Annotated in this window: 10 protein-coding genes; 7 read left to right on the top strand and 3 right to left on the bottom strand. The window is 64.7% G+C overall.

Annotated features, from left to right (window positions below):
• Nucleotides 1-52: 52 nt before the first annotated feature.
• Nucleotides 53-2,368, bottom strand: coding sequence for an SUMF1/EgtB/PvdO family nonheme iron enzyme (locus QZ656_RS03370; protein WP_291992043.1), 2,316 nt, complete (start codon nucleotides 2,366-2,368; stop codon nucleotides 53-55).
• 204 nt (nucleotides 2,369-2,572) lie between these two features.
• On the opposite strand from QZ656_RS03370, the gene QZ656_RS03365 reads away from it, so the two are divergent.
• The 4 genes from QZ656_RS03365 (at nucleotide 2,573) to QZ656_RS03350 (ending at nucleotide 6,088) form a co-directional block, all read left to right on the top strand.
• Entirely contained in the window at nucleotides 2,573-3,280 is a 708-nt protein-coding gene (locus QZ656_RS03365) for a glutathione S-transferase N-terminal domain-containing protein (RefSeq protein ID WP_291992042.1), read from the top strand.
• A 171-nt stretch (nucleotides 3,281-3,451) separates the two neighbouring features.
• Complete coding sequence (ppa, locus tag QZ656_RS03360) at nucleotides 3,452-4,000, top strand: inorganic diphosphatase (RefSeq protein ID WP_291992041.1); 549 nt, start codon at nucleotides 3,452-3,454, stop codon at nucleotides 3,998-4,000.
• 64 nt (nucleotides 4,001-4,064) lie between these two features.
• Nucleotides 4,065-5,675 carry an NAD+ synthase gene (locus tag QZ656_RS03355; RefSeq protein ID WP_291992039.1) on the top strand — a complete coding sequence of 537 codons (1,611 nt, stop codon included), beginning with the start codon at nucleotides 4,065-4,067 and terminating at the stop codon, nucleotides 5,673-5,675.
• Nucleotides 5,676-5,749: 74 nt separating this feature from the next.
• Nucleotides 5,750-6,088, top strand: a complete 339-nt coding sequence (locus QZ656_RS03350) for a P-II family nitrogen regulator (RefSeq protein ID WP_291992038.1) — start codon at nucleotides 5,750-5,752, stop codon at nucleotides 6,086-6,088.
• Between the two features lie 21 nt (nucleotides 6,089-6,109).
• Here QZ656_RS03350 and QZ656_RS03345 read toward each other — a convergent pair whose 3' ends face one another.
• Entirely contained in the window at nucleotides 6,110-6,670 is a 561-nt protein-coding gene (locus QZ656_RS03345; protein ID WP_291992037.1) for a Smr/MutS family protein, read from the bottom strand.
• Nucleotides 6,671-6,747: 77 nt separating this feature from the next.
• Complete coding sequence (trxB, locus tag QZ656_RS03340; RefSeq protein WP_291992036.1) at nucleotides 6,748-7,707, bottom strand: thioredoxin-disulfide reductase; 960 nt, start codon at nucleotides 7,705-7,707, stop codon at nucleotides 6,748-6,750.
• Nucleotides 7,708-7,870: 163 nt separating this feature from the next.
• Between trxB and QZ656_RS03335 the strand changes: the two genes are divergently transcribed.
• From QZ656_RS03335 to lolA, 3 genes are read left to right on the top strand one after another with little or no spacing between them, the layout of a single operon-like run.
• Nucleotides 7,871-8,581, top strand: a complete 711-nt coding sequence (locus QZ656_RS03335) for a Crp/Fnr family transcriptional regulator (RefSeq protein WP_291992035.1) — start codon at nucleotides 7,871-7,873, stop codon at nucleotides 8,579-8,581.
• Nucleotides 8,582-8,601: 20 nt separating this feature from the next.
• A complete protein-coding gene (locus tag QZ656_RS03330) occupies nucleotides 8,602-10,986 on the top strand; it encodes a DNA translocase FtsK (RefSeq protein WP_291992034.1) in 2,385 nt (794 codons plus the stop codon).
• Complete coding sequence (gene lolA / locus QZ656_RS03325) at nucleotides 10,983-11,606, top strand: outer membrane lipoprotein chaperone LolA (RefSeq protein WP_291992033.1); 624 nt, start codon at nucleotides 10,983-10,985, stop codon at nucleotides 11,604-11,606. The genes QZ656_RS03330 and lolA overlap by 4 nt, the downstream gene beginning before the upstream one ends.
• Nucleotides 11,607-11,638: the final 32 nt, after the last annotated feature.

Raw genomic sequence — 11,638 nt, 5'->3', positions numbered from 1 at the left:
TGCAAGGCGCGCAGCGCCACGCGTGGCCACTTTTCGCCCGGCCCTGCGCCACTTACTCCAGCGGGTCGGCAAGCACCACCCGGAAACCGATGTCGCCATCGCGGTCGTCGGGCGAGAAGTAGTCGCGCTTGGCGCTGCGCAGGTCACCCGGAAAATCAAGCCACGAGCCGCCGCGCAGGGCGCGCGCGCTGTCGCCATCGACCTGCGTATGGCTGGGCTGGTGGTACTCGTTCAGACACCACTCCCAGACGTTGCCGGCCAGATCGGCGACCATCGCGTGCTCGGCTACAGCCAGCGGATACATGCCGACGGCCATCGTTCTGCCGGTGCCGCTTTCATGACTATTGGCGCGCGTCGCGTGCCATTCGGCGCCCCACGGGTACTTGCGCTTTTCGCCGCCGGCCTGGGCCACCCACTGCCATTCCCAATCGGTCGGCAGGCGGACGACCGCGGGCCCCGGCAGTTGCCATTTTTCGCTCAGCCAGCGGCAAAAAGCGACCGCGTCGCTCCACGAGACGTGGATCGCCGGGTGGTTGTGAAAACTCCAGCGCGCTTCGCCAGGCTGCTTGCGCTGCACCAGCTTCCGCCACCAGCGGCGGTCGTGATAGCCATCATCGGCATTCAGGAAAGCGTTGTACTGCTGCCAGGTGATCGCGTACCTGGAGATACGAAACGGCTTGACCGTGAAGCGCTCGCTAGCCTTCCCTTCGAGTTCCACCTCGCCCGCCGCCACCTCGACCCAGACGATCTCCGGCAGGCCATCGTCAGCCAGCCCGACACCACGCCTGGGGTCGCCCATCTGATTGAGTCGCAGACCGATTTCTTCGCGGCGATGATGCGGCGTCTCGTCGCGGCTCAGTTCTTCCATCAGGCGCAGCGGCTCGGGGCGCAGAAAACTCCGCAACGGCTCATCCAGGCGGTCGTCGAGCGCCCGCCAGGCGGCGACGCCAGGGTCGTGAAAATAGGGGTCACGCGCAGCACCTCGATGGCTGAGTTCGAGCAAGGCCAGCAGCACCGGTTTCTGCCGCTCCCAGCTCCAGCGCAAGAGTTCGCCACCGCTGCTCTGCGCGCCGGGCGACTGCATCGCGTCGTGGTCCACCGCCTGCCGCCACTCCCGGGCGGCGTGTTTCGCCTGCCGACGCAACAACAGGCTGTCGGCATGGCGAGCACACCATTGCCGAAGGCGCGGCCAATGGCTGAACAGCGTTGCGTGCGCCAGCTCGACGTGTTGGTCATCCGGGTCGGTGAGAAAGCCCTGCCGGCGCAGCGCATCGACCAGCCGACCGACCTGCCGATCGGCGCGTAGCGGTTCGATCGCGGCCGCGCGACGCGTCGGCAATTCGTCGATCACCGTTGCCAGTTCGGCGAAAAGGCGGCCGCAGGCAGACTCCAGCTCGGGCTCGCCAGCGATCAGTCGATCGATACTCGAGGCGGCGCTGTCGACGATGCTCTCGATGCCGCCCATGCGCTGGTAGGCGTCGAGCGTCAGGCCCTGCGCGGCGTCACGCTGCTCGAAGAGCTGTTCCAGCGTCAGGGCGATCAGCGGCAGCGCACCCTTGGTTGCGTTCGACGCCGCGAGCAGCGTCGACACCAGCTCAGCCTGTACCGACACGCCGCGGGCGCCTGCCGGACCGGTGATGATCGCCTGCAGTTGCGCTTCCTCCCGGATCGGTTCGAGAGCCACCAGCGACGCCCGAAACAGATCTTCACCCAGCCACTCCATCAGCCGAGCGGCGAATTCACTGCGTAGCGTCAGTGCCAGGCGAAGGCCTTCGACCTCGAGCAGGCGAGCACACAGCTGGCGGAAGCGTTGTGCACTGGCCGCCGGGGTGTGCGTGAACAGGTCCTCGGCCTGGTCGACCAGTAGCAGCAGTGGGCGGCCCCATTGCCCGAGCAGCTCGACGCAGGCAGCCGCCAGCCGTTCCTCGAGTTCCGCCGCTTCTCCGGCCTCTGCCAGCGCGCGCTGCAGAGCATCGACCAGCGACCGCCGGCGGCCGTTGGCGTCGTCAGCGCAGGCGCGACAGAGCGCGTCGGCCAGTTGCTGGAAGGGGCTGCCCTGCGGCTCGAAACGCAGATAGCTCAAGTGTTCGAGCTGCGCCGCCAGGCGCGGCACGACGCCGGCCGCGACCAGCGAAGACTTGCCGGTACCCGAGCGACCGATGACGCTGATCAGCCGGCTCTCGGCAAGGCGATCGACGATTCGTTGGCTATCGTCATCACGGCCAAAGAACAGCTGGTGCTCCTCCGGCCGGTACGCGGCCAGGCCTGGGTAGGGATTGCCGCTCGAGGCCGACGGCGCAAGGCCCGGCGCAGCGGCTTGCTTGACCGTTTTCCGGCCACTGTCTGGTGCGGCAGCACTGTGAGTCATTGCAGATCCAGCCTCTGGCGACATCCAGAAAACATCATAGGCCGAAAGACGGGCATCCGAAAGCCAGGCCCGGTGGTCGGCCAGCGCGCGCACCGATGACTCTTGCCAGGCAGGGTGGCACCTCCTGCCGACAATTGCGCTAACATCGGCCGACAACTTGGTGCTGCACACACCCTTGCCATGGCCACTCAGGAGGCGACCCGAATGATCGATCTCTACACCGCTGCAACGCCTAACGGGCACAAGATCTCGATTGCCCTCGAAGAACTTGCCCTGCCCTACAAGCTGCACACGCTGAGCCTGTCGGAGAAAGAACCGAAGCAGCCGTGGTTTCTGGCGATCAATCCGAGCGGTCGCATCCCGGCGATCGTCGATCGCGCAGCAGACGATTTCGCGGTCTTTGAATCGGGAGCGATTCTGCTCTACCTGGCCGAAAAGACCGGCCGGCTGCTGCCCACCGACGTCAAAGGCCGCTCGCTGGTCATCCAGTGGCTGATGTTCCAGATGGGCGGGATCGGCCCGATGATGGGTCAGGCCAACGTCTTCTTCCGCTACTTTCCCGAAAAGATCCAGCCGGCTATCGACCGCTACCAGGCTGAGTGCAAACGCCTTTTCCGGGTCCTCGATGGCCAGCTCAAGGAGCACGAATTTCTCGCCGGCGACTACTCGATCGCCGACATTGCCAACTGGGCCTGGGTGCGCACGCACCGCTGGTCCGGCGTGGCTATCGACGATCTGCCGTCGCTGCAACGCTGGTGCGAGGAGATTCGCCGACGACCGGCCGTACAGAAAGGCATCAATGCGCCGCCTTCGGCGATCGATCGCGACGCCGACGACGAGCAGGCGCTGAAGTTTGCCGCCGACGCGCGCCAGATGGTCGAAATGGGAGAGCCGCGGCCGAGCGCCGGCTGAACCCCTGCGGATGGCGCTGCTCGCGGGCGGGCGAGCGGATCGCCCGCGGTGACTCGAGCCACGCCGCCACCGCCACAGCGGCACCGCGCGCCGCCTGCGAATTCCGGGGAAACCCCTGCTGCCATTAGGCGCGTATAATGCATGTTCCCGCAACCAGCAAAGAGAACTGACATGGGCCTAGATCGCGTGCCCCCCGGCAAGTCGCTCCCCAATGATTTCAACGTTGTCATCGAAATCCCGATGCACGCTGATCCGGTCAAATACGAAGTGGACAAGGAAAGCGGCCAGGTCTTCGTCGATCGCTTCATGTCTACCGCCATGCACTACCCGTGCAACTATGGCTATATTCCGCACACCATTGCCGGCGACGACGACCCCGTCGATGTGCTGGTGATCACCCAGTTCGCCTTGCCGCCGGGCGTCGTCGTGCGCTGCCGGCCAATCGGCCTGCTGGCGATGGAAGACGAGGCCGGACAGGACGGCAAGCTGCTGGCGGTTCCGGTCGACGCGCTGACTCCGATGTATCGCGATATCGAGTCACCGCGCGATTTTCCGCAGGTGATCCTCGACCAGATCGCGCACTTCTTCGCGCACTACAAAGACCTCGAACGCGGCAAATTTGTCAAGGTCGCTGGTTGGCTGGGCAGCGACGAAGCCAAGAAGGAAATCATGGAAGGCGTGCAGCGCTACAATGCCGCCAAAGAGAAGCCGAATTATTAGGCCTCGTTCTTCCCTGTTCTGATCAAGGGGCGCGCAAGCGCCCCTTTCGCTGGCGCCCGCGTTCATGTCCCTCAAGATTGCCATTGCCCAGATCAACACAACGGTCGGTGACTTCACCGGCAACGCGGCGCGCATCCTCGACTTCGCCGAACGCGCCCGCCAACAAGGTGCCGACCTGCTGTTGACGCCCGAGTTGGCGCTCTGCGGTTACCCCCCCGAGGACCTGCTGCTGCGCGAGGATTTTTGCGTCGCCTGCGAACGCGAGCTCGATGCATTGGTCGCCCGGGTGCAGGGAATCGCCGTCCTCGTCGGCCACCCCGAGCGGCGCGGTGAACGCTGCTACAACGCGGCGACGCTGCTCAGCGACGGCGAGCGCGTGGCCACGTATTACAAGCAGCGGCTGCCGAGCTACGAGGTCTTCGACGAGGAGCGCTATTTCGATTCGGGTCAATACCCCTGCGTCCTGACGCTCAAGGGCGTGCGTTGCGGCGTCAATATCTGCGCCGACGTCTGGGAAGCCGGCGCGGCCGACCTGGCGCGCGAAGCCGGCGCCGAGATCCTGCTGGTTCTCAACGCCTCGCCCTACCACATCGGCAAGCGCGAGCGGCGTACCGAAGTCCTGCGGCAGCGCATCGCCAGCACGCGACTGCCGGTGGTCTATGCCAATCTCGCTGGTGGCCAGGACGAACTGGTTTTCGACGGCGGCTCCTTCGTTCTCGACTCGCACGGTACGCTGTGCTGCCAGTTGCCGCAGTTCGAGGAGGCGCTGGCGGTTGTCGAATTCGTCGACGGCCAGCCACTGGCCGGCGACATCGTTCCGGCACAGTGCATCGAAGCCGAGGTCTATCAGGCGCTGGTTCTCGGCGTCCGCGATTATCTCGGCAAGAACGCCTTCCCGGGCGCGATCATCGGCCTGTCGGGCGGTATCGACTCGGCTCTGACGCTGTGCATCGCGGTTGATGCGCTGGGCGCCGATCGCGTGCGGGCGGTGATGATGCCGTCACCGTATACCGCCGATATCAGCGTCTCGGAGTCGCGCGAGATGGTCCGCCTGCTCGGCATCCGTTACGACGAAATCGCCATCGAACCCGCCATGCAGACCTTCGCCGGGATGCTCGAAGAACAGTTCGCCGGCCTGCCCGCCGACACCACCGAAGAAAATCTGCAGGCGCGAATTCGCGGCATGATCCTGATGGCGCTATCGAACAAGACCGGCTCGCTGGTTCTGACCACCGGCAACAAGTCCGAAATGGCGGTCGGTTACTGCACGCTCTACGGCGACATGGCCGGTGGCTTCGCAGTCATCAAGGACATCGCCAAGACCTGGGTCTACCGCCTGTCGCGTTGGCGCAACACGCGCTCGACGGTGATCCCGGAGCTGATTATCAGCCGGCCGCCGTCGGCCGAGCTGAAGGCCGGCCAGACCGATCAGGACAGCCTGCCCCCCTACGACGTGCTCGATGCAATCGTCGAGGCGTATATGGAGAAGGACGTCAGCCCACGCGAAATCATCGCTCGCGGTTATGCCGAAGCCGATGTCCGGCGCGTCGTGCAGCTCTTGAAGATCAGCGAATATAAAAGGCGCCAGGCACCGGTCGGCATCCGCGTGACGCAGCGCGGCTTCGGCAAGGACTGGCGCTATCCGATCACCAATCGTTACCGTGACCCGTTTTGATCGTCGTAGCGATCGTTTATCGATGACCGATTTCTGATACGATTTCTTTACGATCTTCCTGCGGAGTACAGTTCATGAAAAAAATCGAAGCCATCATCAAACCGTTCAAGCTCGACGAAGTGCGCGAAGCGCTCTCGGAAATCGGCGTGACCGGCCTGACCGTCACCGAAGTCAAGGGTTTCGGCCGCCAGAAGGGACACACCGAACTGTATCGTGGCGCCGAGTACGTCGTCGATTTCCTGCCCAAGGTGAAGATCGAGATCGTCGTTTCCGACGATGTCGTTGACGGCGCCATCGAGTCCATCGTCAAGGCAGCGCGTACCGGCAAGATCGGCGACGGCAAGATTTTCGTTACCACGGTCGAGCAGGTGGTACGCATCCGCACCGGCGAAGTCGACGAATCGGCGATCTGAACGCTGCCGCCGCGCGGCCACTTAGCGCGGCTTGCCGCCACCTTTCAGCAAGACCCACAGCGCACCATCGCCGCCGTCGCTGAGCGGTGGGTGGCAGAAAGCCAGGACATCCTTGCAGCGAGCCAGCCAGACCTTGACCAACTGGCGGAGGATCGCTTCCCGACCAGGCGAGCCGTTACCGCGACCGTGCACGATGCGCAGGCAGCGCTTGCCGGCGGCCAGCGAGTCGGCGAGGAAATGCGCCACCTGCTCGTGCGCCTCGTGGCGGTTCATGCCGTGCAGGTCGACATGGTCCTGAATGCTCCAGCGGCCGCGCCGCAGGTCGCGCAGCACTACCCGCGGCAAGCCGCTGCGCAGGAAGGAATCGGCGCCGCCGAGGTCGAGCCAGTCGTCGATTGTCTGCGGCGTGTGCAGCAGTTCGCCGATCACCGCGGCTTCGTCGAGTTCGCGCTGGCGCGGCCGGGGGCTCGGTTTTGGCGTTTCGAAGCGAACCCGGTCGGGCTGGGCGAGCGGCGTCGCGCCGTCGACCGCCGCCAGAAAAGCAGCCAGATCCTCGGCGCTTGGTCGCTGTCGCTGGGTCATCACGGAAAGCCCTGTTCATGTCAGCGGCAAGAAAGCCCCTGCCGCTGACGCTGAGCGACGGCAAAGGCCTCTGGCGCTCAGCCGTCGAGATCGTCGAGGTAGCGCTCGGCGTCGAGCGCCGCCATGCAGCCGCTCGCTGCCGAAGTGCAGGCCTGGCGGTAGATATGGTCCTGCACGTCACCGGCGGCGAACACCCCGGCAATCGACGTCGCCGTCGCATTGCCGTGCAGTCCGGAGTGCGTTGTCAGGTAGCCGCCTTCCATCGCCAGCTGGTCGACGAACAGTTCGGTATTGGGTTTGTGGCCGATGGCGATGAACACGCCGGTCAGCGCGATGTCTTCGGTCTGGTCGGTCAGCTTGTCCCTGATGCGCATGCCGGTCACCCCGGATTGGTCGCCGAGGATCTCGTCCAGCGTGCAGTCCCAGCGGATCGTGACCTTGCCGGCCTGCGCCCTGGCGAACAGCTTGTCCTGGAGAATCTTCTCGCTGCGCAGCTTGTCGCGACGGTGCACCAGCGTCACGTGACTGGCGATATTCGCCAGATAGAGCGCCTCCTCGACGGCGGTATTACCGCCGCCGATCACCGCCACCGGCTGATCGCGATAGAAGAAACCGTCGCAGGTGGCGCAGGCCGAAACGCCGCGGCCGGCAAACTCTTCCTCCGATGGCAGACCCAGGTACTGCGCCGAAGCACCGGTGGCGATGATCAGCGCGTCGCAGGTGTAGGTGCCCGAATCGCCGATCAGCGTGAACGGCTTTTCGGTCAGCCGGGCGGTGTTGATATGATCGAAGACGATCTCGGTATCGAAGCGGCGCACGTGCTCTTCGAAGCGCTGCATCAATTCCGGCCCCTGCACCCCCTGCGCGTCGGCTGGCCAGTTGTCGACGTCGGTGGTGGTCGTCAACTGGCCGCCCTGCGCCATGCCGGTGATCAGGAGCGGCTTCAGATTCGCACGGGCGGCGTAGACGGCAGCGGTGTAGCCGGCAGGGCCGGAGCCGAGGATCAGCAGGCGGCAGTGGCGAGTCGGTTGGCTCATTTTGAGGTGCTCGGGTAGTGGGCGATGAAAAAATTATAACCGGCAACGTCGGCTGCTCCGCCAGCAACTTTGTGCCGGCTTTGCTTTTAAAACGCGCAAAGTGCCTTATAATTGCCGCCCAAGCCATTGATAGAAATAACTTCACTTGATGAAGGAATGCCTCATGAACAGCGACGTCGAGCAACCCAGGCGGGGTCCAAGCCTGACCTTGCTTCACAGCATTCCGATCTTTGCCGGCGTCCCGGACAGCCAGTTGGAGCAGATCGCCAAGGTCGCCTTTCATCGCCGTGTGACGCGCCAGACGACGATCGTTCGTGCCGGCGACAGCACCGATTCGCTGTACGTGCTGATCAGTGGCGGCGCCAAGGTTCTGAACAGCGACGAAGAGGGACGCGAGGTGATCCTGACCTTGCTCGGTCCCGGCGAGTTCTTTGGCGAAATGGGTCTGATCGACGGCAGTCCGCGCTCGGCCGACGTGATGGCTACCGAGACCTGCGAGTTACTGGTGATCACCAAGAACGACTTCAAGCGCTGCCTGGCCGAAAACTTCGATCTCTGCCTGAACATCATGAAGAGCCTGGTGCAGCGCTTGCGCGAAGCCGACCGCAATATCGAGAGTCTGGCGCTGATGGACGTCTACGGCCGCGTCGCCAAGCTGCTGATCGATTTCTCCGAAGACGATCATGGTGAGCGCGTCATCCGCCGCCGCCTGACCAAACAGGATATCGCCAAGATGATCGGTGCCTCGCGCGAGATGGTCAGCCGGGTGATGAAGGACCTCGAAACCCAGGGCTACTTCCGCGTCGAGGACGGTCGCATCGTCATCCTCGAAAAGCGTGTTGCCTCGCCGGGCGCTGCCGCGGCCAGGGCCTAGAACCGACTGCGATTGTCCCGATGGCTATGCTGAACAAACTTGCCGGCCGCTTTTCCTACGCGTCCAGAGAACCCGCCAGTCCGCTGCCTGAAAAGATCGCGGTACTCCTGGAGGAATCGCGCTGGCTGATTCTGATCGTTGTCGCCAGCTTCCTGGCGCTGGCGCTGTGGGGTTACAACCACGACGATCCGGGCTGGTCGCACGCCGTATACACCACCAGCCTGCATAATCCGACGGGTCGCAGCGGTGCCTGGCTGGCCGACCTGATGCTTTACGTCTTCGGCCTGTCGGCGTGGTGGTGGGTGGCGCTGCTGCTGGTCTTCGTCTGGTGGGGCTACCGCCGCCTGGAACATCAGCGGCCGACCGACCGCCGACCCTTGTACATCGCGCTGGCCGGCTTCCTGGTACTGATCGTCGCCAGCAGCGGCCTCGAGACCTTGCGCTTCTACACCCTCAAGGCGGCGACACCGATCGGTCCCGGCGGCATGATCGGCATCGAGCTCGCCGCCTTCAGCGTCCGCAATCTCGGTTACACCGGCGCGACGCTGGCGCTGTTTGCGATGCTCGCGCTTGGCTGGAGCATTTTCACCGGCATCTCGTGGATTTCCGCTGCCGAAGGCCTCGGCGCGCTGTTCGAAGGCGCGGTGCTGGGAGTTCGCAGCTTCTTCGAGCGCTGGCAGGACCGCCGCATCGGCCGCGAGGTGGCGCGCGAGCGCGAAGCCGTTGTCGAGGTCGAGAAGAAGCGCGTCGAGACGCACGAACCGATCCTCGTCGAGCGCCGCGAACCGGTGGTCGGTGCGCCACCGGTGGTCGCCGAGTCGCCGGTGCTCAGTACGCCGCCACTGCCGCCGAAAGTCGAAAAACGAATCGACCGCGAACGGCCGGCGCCGCTATTTCCCGACGTGCTCGGCGATGGCCTGCTGCCGCCGCTGCATCTGCTCGAACCGGCACCGCTGCACAGCGAACGCGTCAGCCCCGAGACGCTGGAGTACAACTCGCGCCTGATCGAACGCAAGCTCGCCGACTTCGGCGTGCAGGTCACCGTCACCGCCGCTTTCCCCGGGCCGGTCGTCACGCGCTACGAATTCGAGCCGGCCGTCGGCGTCAAGGGCGCGCAAATCCTCAACCTCGCCAAGGACCTGGCGCGCTCGCTGTCGCTGGTCTCGGTGCGCGTCGTCGAAACGATTCCCGGCAAGTCGGCGATGGCCATCGAACTGCCGAATGCGAAAAGACAGATGGTCCGTCTGTTGGAAATCATCGCCAGCCAGGAATACAGCAACATGAACTCGCCGCTGACGATGAGTCTCGGCAAGGACATCGCCGGCCAGCCGGTGGTCGTCGACCTGGCCAAGATGCCGCACCTGCTGGTCGCCGGTACCACCGGTTCGGGCAAATCGGTGGGCATCAACGCGATGATCCTGTCGCTGCTCTACAAGTCGGGGCCCGATCAGGTGCGGCTGATCCTGGTCGACCCGAAGATGCTCGAACTGTCGATCTACGAGGGCATCCCGCACCTGCTGGCGCCGGTGGTGATCGACATGAAGCAGGCTGCCAACGCACTCAACTGGTGCGTCGGCGAAATGGACAAGCGCTACAGGCTGATGTCGGCGCTCGGCGTACGCAACCTGGCCGGCCTCAACCAGCGCATCCGTGACGCCGAGAAGAACGGCGAAAAGGTCAGCAATCCGGTATCGCTGACTCCCGACACGCCCGAGCCACTGGCCATCCTGCCGTCGATCGTCGTCGTCATCGACGAACTCGCCGACCTGATGATGGTGGCCGGCAAGACCGTCGAACAGCTGATCGCGCGCCTGGCGCAGAAAGCGCGGGCGTCGGGGATTCACCTGATCCTGGCAACGCAGCGACCGTCGGTTGACGTCATCACCGGTCTGATCAAGGCCAACATCCCGACGCGCATCTCGTTCCAGGTATCGTCGAAGATCGATTCGCGAACCGTTCTCGACCAGATGGGCGCCGAAGCGCTGCTCGGTCAGGGCGACATGCTCTACCTGGCGCCGGGAACCGGCTACCCGACGCGCGTGCACGGCGCTTTCGTCGCCGACGAGGAAGTGCATCGCGTCGTCGATCATCTCAAGAAATCCGGCGCGCCCGAGTACCTCGAGGGCGTGCTCAGCGGTGCCGGTGGCGACGACGACGGCGACGGCGGCGGACGCGGCGAGAACGGCGGCCTCGACACCGACGGCGAGGCCGACCCGGTCTACGACCAGGCCGTCGAAATCGTCCTGAAGAATCGCCGCGCGTCGATTTCGCTGGTCCAACGCCACCTGCGCATCGGCTACAACCGCTCCGCGCGCTTGATTGAAGCGATGGAAAAGGCCGGCCTGGTTTCGGCGATGGACGCCCGCGGCGGTCGCGAAGTCCTGGCACGCAAGGAAGGCGAATGACGCGCCGCGTGTGGCGCGCGCTGTTCGCGGCAGCCTGCCTGCTCGCCGCCCAGACAGCGGCGGCCGGAGCGATCGAGCGCTTGCACAGCTTTCTCGACTCGACGCGTACCGTTCGCGCCGATTTCACGCAGACGGTCATCGCCCGAAACGGCCGCAAGCCGCAGGTGTCGAGCGGCGTGATGATCATCTCGCGGCCGGGCAAGTTCCGCTGGCAGATCGACAAACCCTACGCGCAGCTGCTCGTCGGCGACGGCGAGAAGATCTGGATCTACGACCCAGATCTGCGCCAGGTCACGGTCAGAAAGGTCGGCGCCGCACTCGGCGGCACGCCCGCCGCCCTGCTCGCCGGCGACAGCCGCATCGAAAAGGATTTCACGCTGCGCGAAGCCGGCGAACGCGACGGCCTCGAATGGGTGGAAGCGACTCCCAAGGCGCCCGACAGCGGTTTTGAAAAGGTTCGCCTCGGCTTCTCGGGCAAGGATCTGACGGCGATGGAACTGCTCGACAGCCTCGGCCAGACCAGCTCACTGCTCTTTGCACACGTCGAGCGCAACCCGCAACTCGCCCCCGCGCTGTTCCGCTTCACACCGCCGGCCAATACCGACGTGATTGGCGAGTGAGCTTCGAGCGCTGCGCCTGGGCTGAAATCGCC

Source organism: Candidatus Accumulibacter sp. ACC003 (assembly GCF_907163085.1).
GTDB lineage: Bacteria > Pseudomonadota > Gammaproteobacteria > Burkholderiales > Rhodocyclaceae > Accumulibacter.
Note: the sequence above shows the minus strand (reverse complement) of the source record. Positions and strands in the feature narration are given on the sequence as shown.